Source organism: Rhizobium sp. NFR07 (assembly GCF_900111905.1).
GTDB lineage: Bacteria > Pseudomonadota > Alphaproteobacteria > Rhizobiales > Rhizobiaceae > Neorhizobium.
The window spans coordinates 220,346-234,357 of record NZ_FOKM01000011.1; the positions used below are offsets into that span (position 1 = coordinate 220,346).

General features: G+C 54.7%; 12 protein-coding genes. 6 read left to right on the forward strand and 6 right to left on the reverse strand.

The window, feature by feature from the left end; translation table 11 throughout:
* Positions 1–162: 162 nt before the first annotated feature.
* The 3 genes from BM216_RS22410 to BM216_RS22420 are packed head-to-tail and all read left to right on the forward strand — an operon-like array spanning position 163 to position 3,403.
* Positions 163–873 (forward strand): polysaccharide pyruvyl transferase family protein, encoded by a 711-nt coding sequence (locus BM216_RS22410; protein WP_210217060.1) that lies wholly within the window; start codon positions 163–165, stop codon positions 871–873.
* A complete protein-coding gene (locus BM216_RS22415; protein WP_093001438.1) occupies positions 870–2,309 on the forward strand; it encodes a lipopolysaccharide biosynthesis protein in 1,440 nt (479 codons plus the stop codon). Before BM216_RS22410 ends, BM216_RS22415 begins: the two co-directional genes overlap by 4 nt.
* The gene (locus tag BM216_RS22420) at positions 2,306–3,403 is read left to right on the forward strand and encodes a glycosyltransferase (RefSeq protein ID WP_093001439.1); all 1,098 of its coding nucleotides are present in this window, start codon (positions 2,306–2,308) and stop codon (positions 3,401–3,403) included. Before BM216_RS22415 ends, BM216_RS22420 begins: the two co-directional genes overlap by 4 nt.
* 296 nt (positions 3,404–3,699) lie before the next feature.
* Here BM216_RS22420 and BM216_RS22425 read toward each other — a convergent pair.
* From BM216_RS22425 to BM216_RS22440, 4 genes are all read right to left on the reverse strand, one after another.
* Positions 3,700–4,787 (reverse strand): IS3 family transposase gene (locus BM216_RS22425; RefSeq protein WP_093001440.1). Its coding sequence is split into 2 segments (ribosomal slippage): positions 3,700–4,526 and positions 4,526–4,787, totalling 1,089 coding nucleotides; the frame shifts between segments, so codons are not numbered across the junction.
* 357 nt (positions 4,788–5,144) lie between these two features.
* Entirely contained in the window at positions 5,145–6,449 is a 1,305-nt protein-coding gene (locus BM216_RS22430) for a UDP-glucose dehydrogenase family protein (RefSeq protein WP_093001441.1), read from the reverse strand.
* 102 nt (positions 6,450–6,551) lie between these two features.
* A complete protein-coding gene (locus BM216_RS22435) occupies positions 6,552–7,979 on the reverse strand; it encodes a mannose-1-phosphate guanylyltransferase/mannose-6-phosphate isomerase (RefSeq protein ID WP_093001442.1) in 1,428 nt (475 codons plus the stop codon).
* 17 nt (positions 7,980–7,996) lie between these two features.
* Positions 7,997–9,433 (reverse strand): phosphomannomutase, encoded by a 1,437-nt coding sequence (locus BM216_RS22440; protein WP_093001443.1) that lies wholly within the window; start codon positions 9,431–9,433, stop codon positions 7,997–7,999.
* Positions 9,434–9,809: 376 nt separating this feature from the next.
* On the opposite strand from BM216_RS22440, the gene BM216_RS22445 reads away from it, so the two are divergent.
* The 3 genes from BM216_RS22445 (at position 9,810) to BM216_RS22455 (ending at position 13,336) form a co-directional block, all read left to right on the forward strand.
* Entirely contained in the window at positions 9,810–10,193 is a 384-nt protein-coding gene (locus BM216_RS22445; RefSeq protein ID WP_093001444.1) for a hypothetical protein, read from the forward strand.
* The gene (locus BM216_RS22450) at positions 10,177–12,291 is read left to right on the forward strand and encodes a hypothetical protein (RefSeq protein WP_093001445.1); all 2,115 of its coding nucleotides are present in this window, start codon (positions 10,177–10,179) and stop codon (positions 12,289–12,291) included. Before BM216_RS22445 ends, BM216_RS22450 begins: the two co-directional genes overlap by 17 nt.
* A 136-nt stretch (positions 12,292–12,427) precedes the next feature.
* Positions 12,428–13,336, forward strand: a complete 909-nt coding sequence (locus BM216_RS22455; protein ID WP_093001464.1) for a HEPN domain-containing protein — start codon at positions 12,428–12,430, stop codon at positions 13,334–13,336.
* A gap of 57 nt (positions 13,337–13,393) precedes the next feature.
* Here the strand turns inward: BM216_RS22455 and BM216_RS22460 are convergent, their stop codons facing one another.
* Together BM216_RS22460 and BM216_RS22465 are read right to left on the reverse strand one after the other, a co-directional pair.
* Positions 13,394–13,669: a DUF982 domain-containing protein gene (locus BM216_RS22460; RefSeq protein WP_093001446.1), complete on the reverse strand. Its 276-nt coding sequence runs from the start codon at positions 13,667–13,669 to the stop codon at positions 13,394–13,396.
* A gap of 229 nt (positions 13,670–13,898) precedes the next feature.
* The coding region (locus BM216_RS22465) for a transposase domain-containing protein (protein ID WP_143102828.1) at positions 13,899–14,012 on the reverse strand (114 nt) is incomplete at its 5' end.

Here is a 14,012-nt window from a genome sequence, read left to right on the forward strand (position 1 = left end):
AGGGCCTCTTGGGAATAATGGGCTAGGAAAAGTGAAATGATGAAAAGTGTGTATCGAAGACTTACCAAATCCTTTTCTCGGCCGGCGAAAGTAGAAATATATCCGCGAGTTGACGTCTTCTCTTGGCAGCCTGGTGATGGCCGAATAAATTTCGGAGATTGCTTGGCTAAGATTGTCGTAGAGCGTGTTTTGATGGCGGGCGGACGAACAAGACATGACGAGACCATGGTTGCTAAACGCCTGCTCGCCATTGGATCTGTGCTGCACTTTGCGGAGAATGGTGATGTAATCTGGGGAAGCGGCGTAAACGGGAAAATTCCAGAGCAAATGCACCGGTTTGAAAGTCTCGACGTGCGGGCTGTCCGCGGGCCATTAACTGCAGACTTCCTAGCTAAGCGCGGCATCCAAGTGCCGAAAATCTACGGCGATCCGGGTCTACTGATTCCACACTTGTTCCCTAGATTTGTAAAGCGAACGGCCGACCGCGAATATAGTTTCGTTCCCAATCTGCACGATCTGGAAGCTTCTCGGCATCAGCCAAACACCCTGAGTCCGTTGTGGGGATGGAATGTTGTCATTGATCATATCATCAGATCGAAATTCATCGTTGCTAGTTCGCTCCATGGTCTAGTGATCGCCGAAGCATACGGCATTCCAGCTCGCTACGTTAGACTGTCGCCTTCTGAAGATATATTTAAATATCAAGATTACTATTATGGAACGGGTCGAGAGAACTTTACATTCGCAAAGAGTGTAGAAGAAGCGCTTGAAATGGGCGGGATGCCGCCACCCATATTCGACCATCAAAGGCTGCTCGATGCGTTTCCTTGGGACCTGTGGTCGTTGCCGGAAGCAGACGAGATCCTCCGATGAGCTTCGCAGCGATAGCGTCTCGCGGGATCATTTACTCCGGCGGTGTGCAAGTAGCCAAGCTCATAATTTCCTTCTCGTCTGCGATTATGACAGCAAGAATCCTGGCGCCGGCCGACTTCGGGATTGTTGCGCTCGCCATGCCTCTTTTTGTGATCTGTCAGGTACTTCAAAGTGCCGGCATCTCACAATCACTTATCCAGAGACAGACGGTCACTGACACTCAACGAGGCGGTATATTCGTCGCGTCGATTGTTTTGAGTGCATTAGTCGCCATTGGGCTCCTTGCGAGTATGCGTGTTTATACGGACTATGTTCATCACGCAGAGCTTCAGAGCTTGGTTGACATCCTCTCCGCTGGACTACTCCTTGGCGCCATAGCGAACCAAGCTGCAGCTTCATTACTTCGGGAAATGCGGTTTCGGTTAATGGCAGCAAGAGATCTCGTGTCTGCAGTGGCGTCTGCAACAATAATGATTTTAACTGCTTATTTTACGAGAGACTATCGCTCATTGGTCGTTCCGTTACTGGTAGATCCGATAGTCACTATCTTCGTTGCCTCCTTTGCAACGAGATGGTTTCCACGAAAAGTGGCGCTAGATGCCGGATTGAAAGAGATGATTTCGTTCGGCATGAGCGTAACCATTCACAACGTTGCCAACGCTATCGCCCGCAATGCGGATAAGTGGATTATCGCCAAATATGAGGGCATTTTCCAACTTGGGCTTTACGACCGAGCTTATCGCCTGCTGCTCCTCCCCGTGACCGAAGTCGTCAACCCGGTTGGGCGAGTTCTAATACCTGTCCTTGCGCGTTGCGGCGAGGATGGACACCAATTCAGACGACTGTTTGGGGTCACTCTGACCATTCTTCTAGCAGCGATCCAGCCGCCAGTGATTGCGCTTACGGTATACTCCCACGTTACGGTAGAGGTTCTACTCGGATCAAGCTGGTCTGGTGCTTCTGATATCTTTGCGTGGCTTGGAGCTGCCGGGGTCGTCCAGGTAGCGACCTACTCACTGGGTTGGATATTCGTGAGCCAAGGCGCGGGTAAGGAGTATGCCAGATTGGGTCTTACATCTGTCCCCGTGACCGTGTCTGGGTTTTTGATCGGGATTCAGTGGGGAGTAATTGGGCTAGCGATCTCGTACGTTTTGACTGAGCTCTGCTTTCGCCTTCCTCTCGCTATAAGATGGGCAGGTGCCCGCGGTCACTTCTCAAGTCGCGACCTTCTCAAACTTCTACTCCCCCACATGCTCGCATGTCTCGGGACCTTGCTTATCGCAATGTCAGTCCCCGTCGATGTCGAGGCCGGATCGCCTTTGTTCTTATCTGCGGCAGTGTGCGGATGCTATTCCTCGTACCTTGCAGTTCTCTTTTGTTTTGCTGCCAAGCGGGAGGTCGCTTTCACACTCATGTCAAAGGTTCGAACTGTATGACCCCCCTGATTTTCCTTTCGGCGTGGCCCAAAAGTGATCCGTTCAACCCATACTTGGAGCTTTTGTATAGTCGGTTCGAAGATGACGGTATCGTGGTCGATGACTACCGGCATAGTTTATCGCTTCCAAAAAAAATTACCGCGCTCCATATTCACTGGCCTGAAGGAGTGTTCTGGGGGCAAGGGGACGGCTGGATAGGTCCTCTTGCTAAAACGCTTATGCTCAGCGTCAATATTCTTCGAATTAAGCTGAGGCGAGGAATAGTGATCACGACCTTGCACAATGCCACCCCCCATCAATCAGTCTCTGGGCCGAAATTACTCGTATCACGTTTGGCCAACTGGATTACTCGTCGCTCCGCGACGTTGGTTCTTGCCATGTCGGAGCATGATCAGAAACTGGTGGCGTCCGAGCAAGACTACGCGGTCAGCCAGGTTATCCTACACCCACATTACCGCGACATTTACAATCGGCTTCGGGACAAGCCTTCGATCACTCCTAACGATGGGCCTTACACTATCGGGATGGTTGGCAGGATGAGACCTTCCAAGCGTGTAGATCATGCCGCCGAACTCTTCAGCCATATCCCGGGTGACCAGACACTTCTAGTGGCTGGCGACGGGGACCAAAAGACCGTTGAAAAATTGAGGAACATCAACAGTGAAGATGAACGTGTAATTCTGGAGTTGGGCGCTCTTTCTGACAAAGGCTTCGTGGACGCCGTTCTCCGCTGTAAAGCAATTCTACTCAATCAATGGGATATCACAAACTCAGGCTCAGTGCTCGCTGCCCTATCTCTAGATACGCCGGTCATCGCACCCTCAGTGCCGAACCTTGAGGAGCTTGCTAGCGAAGTCGGCAGTAACTGGCTCCACCTTTATCAGCCACCCCTCACCAAGGAGGCGCTGGCGAGAGTTCTTTCGGAACTCAGAGAGGCTGGATTAACACAAGCGCGAGCGCCGCTCCAGAAACGTGATCCACAAGTGGTATCGCGAAGAGCTGCCCAAGCTATTCGAAGGCATTGGGAGTGCAAGCGAATAGGACCGGGAGAGCCGCGTCCAGATAGTGCACGTCCTGACAGCGTAGGGAATTAGGGGGCTAACTGTTTTTTAAACGCAGTAGTCGGTTTCCGTGAAGGAACCGGCGGCTCGTCAGCACTGCCCAAGCAGGTTGCTCTGCGCTCAGTCGCGGAGATTAATCGTGCTAGGGCTCGCGCGTTGGGCGTTCCCATAAGTCCAACTGTTTGCGTTTTGTCGAGGCCGGACGTTGAGAGTTTCGCCAGACACCAATCTCCCGCGGCAGAATATACCGACCCTGCCATACGTCACTATGTCGTCGGAGCAGATGCAGCGGTAATCCCCCCGTTTTTAACGGGGCTCCGCAGTAGAATTCACGCGGCCATTTTCAGTTTCTGTGCGGGCGTTATGCCGCCGATGCCCATATTGGGCCGTTCGTTGTTATACGTCCAGAGCCACTGCGTGGCGAATTCCTGCGCCTCCTCGATGCTTTCGATGATGTATTGGTCGAGCCATTCATGTCGGACGGTGCGGTTGTAGCGCTCGACATAGGCATTCTGTTGCGGCTTTCCGGGCTGGATGTGGCTCAAGGCGATTCCTTGCGTTTCGGCCCACTCCATCAGTTTGCCACTGACGTACTCAGGCCCATTATCCACACGAATGACGAACGGTTTTCCGCGCCATTCGATGATCTGGTTCAGACTGCGGATGACGCGTTCAGCAGGCAGCGAAAAGTCTACCTCGATGCCCAGCCCCTCGCGGTTGAAGTCGTCCAGGACATTCAGCAGCCGGAATTGCCTACCGTCCTCCAAACGATCCGCCATGAAATCCATTGACCAAACCAGGTTCGGCGCATCCGGCACAGTCAAGGGATCGGGCTTGTCCCGCTTCAAACGCTTGCGTGGCTTGATCCTGAGGTTCAACTCAAGCTCGCGGTAGATGCGGTATACGCGCTTGTGGTTCCAGCGATGTCCCCGGACATTGCGCAGATAAAGAAAACACAGGCCGAAGCCCCAAGTCTTCTTTGCCCGCGTTAAGCCGACGAGCAGATCGGCGATCTGCTCGTTCTCGTCGTTCAGCTTGGCGCTGTAACGATAGCAGGTCTGGCTGACCGCGAAGGTGCGGCAGGCAAGCGCAACGCTCACCCCGCGCAATGCCACTGCTTTCCCGGCCATCTCTCGGCGTTGAGACGGCCGTGTTATTTTTTTCCCAAAGCCTCCTTCAGCAGTTCTGCCTGCATGCTCATCTCGGCATACATCTTCTTCAACCGACGGTTCTCATCCTCCAGAGCCTTCATCTGGCTGATCATCGACGCGTCCATGCCGCCGTATTTGGATCGCCATTTGTAAAAGGACGCTGTGCTCATCCCATGTTCCCGGCATAGCTCGGGCACAGGGACCCCACCTTCTGCTTGGCGCAGGATGGCTAGGATTTGCGGTTCGCTGAATCTGCTCGTCTTCATCAAAATCTCCTCGATCATAAAGCCCGAGAAAATTCTACTTTTGAAGCCCGTTAATTACCGGGGGGATTACCCAGCGTGCTATCGCGCGCTTCATCCATTCGTCGTTCGGTAAGCGGCAAGGAACCCCTTCCAGTGCGGCCGATGCTCAGCGGGTGTCATGGGCATACGAGTTCTTCGAGGGGTTCATACCTCATAAGCAGGGACAAAAGCGTCTGAGACGGCCATGCTATAGTCCTTTCCGGAAAGATCACAGCGCCCGCAAAACGATACGGTTTCAAAGAACTACATGCCATGATCTAACCTGTCCGTGGAAATACCTGCAGTATGGAGCGGCACGGGATTTATGATGATGACATTCTAACCGTTTTTTCCGATGCCGTGATACGTAAAGCCGTTCGCGATCACGTCCTGGGCACGGTATACGTTGCGTAGATCGACCATTGTTGGGGACTTCATAGTCAGCCTAAGTCGTTGGAGATCAAGCGCCCGAAATTCATTCCATTCTGTCACAAGCACAGCGACGTCAGCACCCTTGGCCGCTTGGTAAGGACCGTCAGCATATTCGATATCAATCAGCTGCTTGGCATTTTCCATCCCTTCCGGGTCATAGCCCGAAACGATCGCACCGGCGTCCTGCAAAGCCTGAACGATGGCGATTGCCGGGCTGTCTCGCATGTCATCGGTGTTTGGCTTGAAGGTAAGTCCGAAGATCGCGACTTTCTTCCCTCGGACATCGCCGCCGGCTGCAGCGATCACCTTGCGTCCCATTGCGCGTTTGCGGTTGTCGTTGATCGCGACAGTGGTCTCGATGAGCCTCACCGGGCTCTCGAAATCCTGCGCGGTCTTGACTAGCGCAAGGGTATCCTTTGGAAAACAGGAGCCACCGTAACCAGGACCTGCATGCAGGAACTTCGATCCGATACGACCGTCAAGTCCAATGCCACGTGATACATCCTGGACGTCAGCATCAACTCGTTCGCATAAATCCGCCATCTCGTTGATGAAGGTTATCTTCATGGCCAGAAACGCGTTGGCGGCATACTTTATCAGCTCCGAGGTGCGTCGGCTTGTAAACAGTAGGGGGGCCTGGTTGAGATAGAGCGGACGATAGACTTCCGTCATTACCTCACGCGCACGGTCGTCGGACAGGCCGACAACAATTCTATCCGGACGTTTGAAGTCCTCGATTGCGGCACCTTCGCGCAGAAACTCTGGATTGGATACGACGGCATAGTCCGCGTCTTGATTGGTCTCGCGGATGATCCGCTCGACCTCGTCACCAGTGCCGACGGGGACCGTCGATTTGGTGACGACAACAGTAAAGCCTTTGATAGCTTCAGCAATTTCGCGGGCGGCGCCGTGGACATAGCCAAGGTCGGCATGTCCATCTCCACGGCGTGAAGGTGTTCCAACGGCGATAAAGACGACATCGGCATCGCCAACTGCAGGCGCGAGCTCTGTAGTGAAAGATAAGCGCCCGGCCTTGACGTTCGTTGCTACGAGTTCGTCTAGGCCCGGTTCGAAAATCGGTATGCGGCCTTCTTTAAGGGCATCGATCTTTTCAGCCGCTTTATCAACGCATATCACGTCGTGACCAAAATCTGCAAAGCAAGCGCCGGATACAAGCCCAACGTATCCCGAACCAACCATCACAATACGCATATAATATTCTCTCTGCTAGTTAGTGGACGGCCGACCGGGTCGGTCGGCGACAAGACCTGATGTTAAGGTGGTTATGCGACAGACGGGCAGAAGACAATAGGCTCAGCCGCGGCCGAATTCGTCAACAATTCTGATGATGTCATCCTCGCCGAGATACGACCCGGTTTGGACCTCGATCATCTCTAGAAGTATCTTTCCAGGATTAGCGAGGCGGTGGACTTCGCCCTGGGGGATGTAAACGGACTCGTTCTCCCGAACGATTTTGACCTCGTCGCCGACAGTCACCTCAGCTGTTCCCTTGACGCAGATCCAATGCTCGGAACGATGATGGTGCTTTTGTAAAGACAATTTCTTGCCAGGCGAGACAAACAGGCGCTTCACTTGAAACCGGTCGCCGTTCAGTATCGAAGTGTAGCCGCCCCAAGGACGATATGAGGTCGGGTGGCTTTGCGTAAGTGCCTCGGTAGCCTTGGTTGATGCGAGATGTTTGACTAGCGCACCGACATGTTGGCTCTCATCAAGCCTGCCAACATATACAGCGTCCTCGCTCGCGATGACGGCTATTCCTTCAAGGCCCTGGACCGCAATGTGGTGGGTCCTCGAGATTACCAAAGAGTCCCGCGTATTGACTGCTGACGCTTTGCCGATCGTAAGGTTACCGTCTGCATCGCGGTCGCCGAGTTTCCAAACCGCGTCCCAGCTTCCCATGTCGGACCAAACGAAAGAAGACGGCACAACGGCGGCGTTCGAAGTTTTTTCCATAACCGCGTAGTCGATAGAGATATCAGGCGCTTTGGCGAACGCACTTTCGTCAAGTCGTGTAAAATCCAAATCGCGTTTAGCGTTGTCGACGGCCTCTGACGCCGCGTCTGCAACCAACGGCGAATGCGCTCTGATCTCGGCGAGAATTTTTCGCGCTGAGAACATAAAGATCCCAGAGTTCCAGTAATACTTACCTGCATCGAGCATTGTCTGGGCAGAAGCTTGGTTTGGCTTCTCAACGAACCGCTTCACCGCAGAAGCGCCGGAAACCAAGGCCTCTCCCGCCTCGATGTAGCCATAACCGGTCGCGGGCTCGCTCGGAGTTATGCCGAAAGTCACCAGCTTGCCATCACGCGCGGCCCTTATCGCAGTTCGGATTGCGTCGAGGTAGCGCTCGTCAGCCGAAATCTCATGATCTGAAGCAAGTACTTGTAGGATAACTTCTTCACCAAAATTCTTAATCGCAAAGGAGGCGGCGGCGGCGATAGCTGGCGCCGTGTTGCGAGCGATGGGCTCTAGCAGAATGTCAGACAGCGTAATTCCAAGCTCTCTGGCCTGCTCTGCCGCCAAGAACCGAAAATCCTCGTTGGTGATGACGAGCGGAGCGGCGTAGATGCTGCTGTCTGACACGCGTTGCAAGGTCGCCTGGAACAGCGTGCGTTCGCCCGTAAACTGAATAAACTGCTTTGGCGCGCTGGAACGCGAGAGAGGCCAAAGACGCGTGCCCTTGCCGCCGGCCATGATGACCGGAATAATTTTGTCTGTCATTGTACTGCCCCTAACGATTATATCGAGCTTACGTGGTTATTAACCGACGCCCACGCTCGGATGATTTCCAAAGTTGCATTGAGAAGATTTGACGCTGCCTGCTCGTTCTTAGCTTCAACATAGCACCGCATTTCCGGTGCGTTGCCAGATGGCCGCAAATGCACGACGTTACCATCGGACAAAGTGACTCTAAGGCCGTCAATATCCGTTTTGTTATGCACTTTTCCGAGCGGGGCGAGAAAGTCGGCCAACTGCTCGTCAGATTGCCGGAGATACGCCATCAAGGCAGCACTAGTCTCAACTGGAAAGTCTTCCAACCGGTCGGCCACCGCACAGGGCAGATTGAAGTTAGCGACTAAGCGAGACAGTGGCTCCTGAGATTGAGCGGCAATCTTCAGGACTGCAAGAATGGGCAGCACACTGTCACGCGTCGGTAATGGCGCAAGCTCGCCATTAGACAGCGGGAAGGGCGTGGCTACGAGCGTTCCTCCATTGGCTTCGAAACCCATAACTAGCGGACACCCGTTTTGAACCGCGTTTTCCATACCGGTGATGACAAAAGGTGAGCCCACTTTCGTCCTCACTACCTTAAAGTCGCCCTGCGCTTCGATTCCCGAATTGGAGGTGACCGGTGTAACGAGCACGCGAGCGTTGAGGAAGCGCGCGGCAATCAAACCGAGTAAATCGCCGCGGATTGGTGTGCCGGTTTCATCCGTTACAAGGGGGCGATCTCCGTCCCCGTCCGCCGAGATGATTGCGTCGAGGCTATACTCCTTAGCCCAAGCTTGCATTTGTTGCACTGTCTCGCTCGAAACCGCCTCTGTATCAACGGGAATAAAGCTCTCGGAGAACCCCAGTTCGACAACAGCTGCACCGAACAATACCAGCGTCTCCACAAGCATCTCACGAGCCACAGTGGAGTGCTGGTAGACACCGACCCGCAGACGGGCGAGCGCGCGCGGAGTCAAAATCGATTCAATGCGTGAACGGAAAAGTGACATAGCCGCCTCGCGAACGTCGGGGGCGCTCATCTGCTCACTAACTATGTCCTGGGCTTCAAGGACCTCAGCGATTCTCGTGATGGAACCCTCGTCGGCCTTGTCGATTTCCCCGTCAGCGCGATAAAACTTGATGCCATTTCTGTCGGCAGGAATATGAGATCCTGTGACCATCAACGAAGGCGCACCGATATGCAGTCCGAAAAAGGCAAGCGCAGGTGTAGGCAAAGCACCACAATCAAGGGGCTGGAACCCTGCGCGTGAAAGAGCTCCGATACAAGTGGCAGCAATCGAGGGGCTGGAGGGGCGATAATCTCTACCAACGAGGATCGTATCACCAAGCTTTGCCTTGCCGCTTTCTAAAAGATGTCGAGCAAACGCGGACGCATATAGGGTCGTGGGACGCCCTTCTAAATCCGATACGAGGCCTCTAAGACCACTTGTGCCAAATTTCATGATGTACCCAAAAACAATACTGACGAGATAAGTGCCGGAAAATTGGCGCCGAGGTAAGTCAAATCTAAAGACGAAGTTAACGTCAAGATTTTATGACGGTTACCTCACAATGAAATCTATTTTGTTTTTTCCTCATTGAATTTCTCAGCAGTGAATAGCCGCGCACCGCGATTTGTGCCACACGGCTTTTGAGTCCGTCTCTCCGAATTTTCTGCTTTCGACCATAAATCATCTAATCCCACTTTGATCGACGGCTGTCCTGCACAGCGATTTTCGCCACCGAGTTACCAATGACCTGCGGTTGCATAATAAAATAATTGCAATTTTTGATGGCATTCATATCATCTGAGATGGCTCCGACATTTGGGAGGGTAGGATGCGGAATAGCAAGGCAAGAGTGATCAGCGTTCATGCGACCGAGGCCGACTATCTGGCGATCACCGATAAGGCATCCCGGCAGAAATTGACCGTTTCGAAATTTATGCTGTTTGCATCGCTTGAGCGCGCAGAAGTGCGGCCTTTCTTCTCCGACGAGGACCTATTCATCCTGCATTATCTCCGTGTGGAGTTGAGGAATGACGGGCTTCTTTTCATGGATCATATCCGAGCGCTGAACTGGGGAGACACAAGCCTTGAGGACACGGTCAAGGCAGACGTCCAGCGGATGTCCAGGACGGTCGCTGCGCTATGCGTTGAACTGAAGGCCTGTGTAAACCCAGTGAGAGGGCGGCTAAGCGAGGCGAATGATGCTGCGGGTTGATCCGATCCAGGAGGATGAATGGCGAAAGCAACGTCGCGTGTTGGTCGAGGATCTGCAACGCCGATCAAGCTTTTCCGCTAAGTCATTTTTGACGACAGCCAGATCATCGGTCGCATCGCGCAGCGCCCCCGCATCCACATCGACGGTCGGCGGCAACCGGGGCGCTTCTGCAGGCGATTTGTCTGCGCAGCTCGGCATTAAGCAGCGTTTTTTGGGGTTAGCGAGCGGCGCGAGCCCGGCGGTCATCAAAGTGGTTGGCTTCGGCTCGGGTGCGGGCGCAAATCGCCTAGTGTCTTATATCGCCCGGGACGGTCGAACAGCGATCGAAAACCACCGTGGAGAAAAGTTGGAGGGCACCGAGGTTCCAGGCGCAGTTGCCAAAGAGTGGGCTGACGTAATGGTTCGACGGGCCAGCACGCACGATCTCGCGACCTTCACGTTGGAAGTGAGCGGTCCTGGCCATACAGTGTCGGCTAATCAGCTTGTCGGAGATGCATTCGGTGATCGTGCGTTTGCTTTCGCGGCAAGGCGAAGCCCTGGCGCCCTCAGAATTGAAGGAGTTGTGGTTCTAAGTTCGCCGTCCAGAGGACGTCTTCAGCCAGACAGAAGCAGTGCCGATGCAATAGAACAGAGGCTTGTCGGAGCCGTCGGTGGCGATGCTGCTAAAATCGCCATGCAGTTTGACAGCCACGGGCATGGAACGCGATGGGGTGCGGCGGCGCTTCGCATGCTGGTCGGGCGTTTTCCCGAAGAGGTCAGAGATCATCAAAACCAGCCTGTCGATAGCAGAGAGGCTGCAAGCAAGATTGTCCAGACAATGTGGCGCCCGCTTCTCGGGAGCCGGACGCCGCGCGACACATTGCACCTTGTTATCTTAGCCGGAAAGGATGCCGATCAAACGAAGTTTGAAAGAGCCACACGGGCGTTCCTGGCTCGGGAGTTCAATGGGCACCGCTATGTGTTCGCGATTCACGATCCCGAGCGCGATCCAAAACCGCAGGCTGAAGGTGGAAAGCGCCCGCATCTGCACGCCCACGCGGTCATTGCCACACGCTCGGATTTTGATGACCGGCTCAATGTGTGGGTCACAGATCTCAACCGCTGGCGTGAGACGTTTGCACAAAGTGCCCGCGCCAACGATATGAAGGTGGAAACGGTCGCTCGCGCAGAGAGCGCCTCGGCTCGTGCCTACACACACCGACAGGTTCGCCCGGTCAGCTTTGAGGGTCGAACAGAGCATGAAGGGACCAGCCCGGCCGCTCAACGTCGATATGCAGCCAAACGATCTGACCAGCCGATGGCGGCAACCGGCAAGGCAGCAAAAGCGCAAGCAAGGACCGCCCGGCAGACCTGGGAGGAGTTGACGCGCCCGAATTATAGCGACGCAGTCAGAAGATATGCGCAAAGAATGTTGAGCCGCATCGATGAGGCCGAAAAGATTCACGTCCGAGAGGGCGCCGATGCTTTGAGCGAAGCGACGGCGACCACCAGATCAGATACCCGTTCGCTCCCCGTCCCAGCTACGAACGCGGTGGCGGCGAATGTCCCGCAGATGGGGTCGAAGCCGGAAACGCAGCCAGACCCTCAAACTTACAAAGCCAGCGTTATCGCGACCGAGACGCAGCGCGCGACAAGTCAGCCGACACCAATGGCGGCGAGCGGAAAGGAACGCGATTATGGTTCAGACGAAAAGAGCAATCGACAAGGCTCTAAAAGCGAGCCGTCAGACAGCCTCGGATCGGCGGTTTTGTCGATGGTCGCCGCTCTAAAGCAAGCTAGGGCCGCGGCGCAGACACCCAAGCTGGGTGCGCTCGAGATAAATGCGGCGCGGCATGATGCCAGGATGCGTCTGGAGGCTCGGCTGACGAGCGCTGGTAAAATCGCCGAAGGACCGGGAGCGTCCGCGCAGGCCGAAGCTCGAGGGGAGGGACGATCGGCTGATCCCGTCGACCAATCAGTCTTCGGAAAGCGGGCGCAGCCCCAACAGCAAAAGCAGCCGGAGGCTGAGATGGATCGAAAGCAGCAGCAGGGTCAGTCGCAGCAGCGATCGTCGACTGGTCGAAGCCGTTATGGCGAGCGTGACGACTACGCACGTTAAGGGACATCGCGTACCGGCCCGGGCGCGATCAAAAGCCTTGACGCAAAGGAGGTGAGCGATGAAAGCTGTTTGGGTAGATGACATGGATGCCGGTACTTTCGATGTCGGCAATGCAGATAAAGAAAACACCTATTTCATGACGGATGACATCCCGGAAATCGGCTATCTCCCCCAGCGAAAACGGCGCGAGCTTGCCCGTGTCCTCAAAATACTATTCGAGGAATTTGAAACTGCGCAGCGAACAAAGTTGTCGGAAAAGCAGCGAGCCGGCAAGATTCTCAAGGTGATCCTGTTCGGATCTTACGCCCGCGGTGACTGGGTCGAGGATCGAAAAAGTGGCTATCGCTCCGACTATGACATCCTGGTCGTCGTCAACCTCAAAAGCGTGGCCGAAGGCAACGAGCTCTGGTTTGATGTGTCGGATCACTTCCTGCGCGAGATGACAATCACCAAAAGGATCGAAACGCCGGTCAATGTGATCGTCCACACTCTTCAGGACATCAACACTCAATTGTCCAGGGGGCGCCCCTTTTTTATAGACATCGTGCGGGATGGCAAAGCGCTGTATGAAAAGGAAGGCCGTCCGTTCACCGCGCCGAAGCCGCTAAGCGAAGAGGATGCAAGAGCGGAAGCGGATGCATATTTCCAGCAGTGGTTTTCGCTGTCCGAACAGGCGTACCGCGGCGCCGAATTAATGCTTAAGGAGGACATATGGCGCCACGGTGCTTTCATGCTCCACCAAGCAACGGAGGAGGCTTACCATTGCGTGCTACTCGTCCTGTCCCTTTACAGCCCAAAATCCCACAGACTGAAATCGCTACGCTCCGCAGCAGAAGGAATAGAGCCGCGACTGATCGGAGCCTGGCCGCGCGACACGAAATTCGCGCGCAGGAGTTTCGAGAGGCTTGATTGGGCCTATGTCGGTGCTCGATACTCCCCGCATTACGAGATCACGACGGAAGAGCTCGCATGGGTAACCGAGCGGATCAGGGTGCTTCAATCGCTAGTAAAGGCGATCTGTGAGGAGCGCCTCGGGCAACGCTGACCTCCTGGAAGCCGATCTCTCAAGCGTTTCGACGCACGAGAGTTGTAGGTCGCATGCTTATCTCTCGTCCGCGAAATCGGTGGACACTTGATCCATCCAAGCATCGACAAACGCTTGTCTCGCGGCGCGTGGATCAGTCTGCCCCAGAAGCGCGTGAAGGCAGAGGTTCTGTGCATGCCAGTAAGCGGGGCCATGCTTGGCTCTGAACTCTGTCCGCATATACCTGATCGCATCACCAGGGCCGACGATCGTCATATCGAGCCGATCACCTCGTCCAACATAAACTGGTTTATCCCATTGAATTGCGAAATCGATGGTGACGACGGCGCTCATCTTAGCGTACCCCTTGAGTGCACTTTGAGAGGGCTCGCCGCGCGATCGAGTGGCGCAAATAACGTCTCTTCGCGGATAGGCGGCGCCATTCTGCAAGCGCTTTGAAAAATCTCCGGGCCGTATTGCTGGCAATGGGTCTTTTCATCAACCGTAAGCGCGATTTTCCATGCACATTGACGTAGGCGGCAGCACCGGAGCGGCCTCGTTTGCGAAGCGATATCCGGGTCTATCAATTGGCTGAGGTTTTGGAGAAGCTGAACGGAAGCAGGTCGTCGATGTCGTCGGCTTCGTGGCGTTGAGGCAACTCGGTGAGCACGTGGCGCAGCCAGGTAAGTGGGTCAAC

Excerpts from the sequence above, each read along its gene's own strand:
- BM216_RS22415 (WP_093001438.1), top strand. The coding sequence starts at position 870 with ATGAGCTTCGCAGCGATAGCGTCTCGCGGGATCATTTACTCCGGCGGT.
- BM216_RS22420 (WP_093001439.1), top strand. The coding sequence starts at position 2,306 with ATGACCCCCCTGATTTTCCTTTCGGCGTGGCCCAAAAGTGATCCGTTC.
- BM216_RS22430 (WP_093001441.1), bottom strand. The coding sequence starts at position 6,449 with ATGCGTATTGTGATGGTTGGTTCGGGATACGTTGGGCTTGTATCCGGC.
- BM216_RS22435 (WP_093001442.1), bottom strand. The coding sequence starts at position 7,979 with ATGACAGACAAAATTATTCCGGTCATCATGGCCGGCGGCAAGGGCACG.
- BM216_RS22440 (WP_093001443.1), bottom strand. The coding sequence starts at position 9,433 with ATGAAATTTGGCACAAGTGGTCTTAGAGGCCTCGTATCGGATTTAGAA.
- BM216_RS22445 (WP_093001444.1), top strand. The coding sequence starts at position 9,810 with ATGCGGAATAGCAAGGCAAGAGTGATCAGCGTTCATGCGACCGAGGCC.
- BM216_RS22450 (WP_093001445.1), top strand. The coding sequence starts at position 10,177 with ATGATGCTGCGGGTTGATCCGATCCAGGAGGATGAATGGCGAAAGCAA.
- BM216_RS22455 (WP_093001464.1), top strand. The coding sequence starts at position 12,428 with ATGACGGATGACATCCCGGAAATCGGCTATCTCCCCCAGCGAAAACGG.
- BM216_RS22460 (WP_093001446.1), bottom strand. The coding sequence starts at position 13,669 with ATGAGCGCCGTCGTCACCATCGATTTCGCAATTCAATGGGATAAACCA.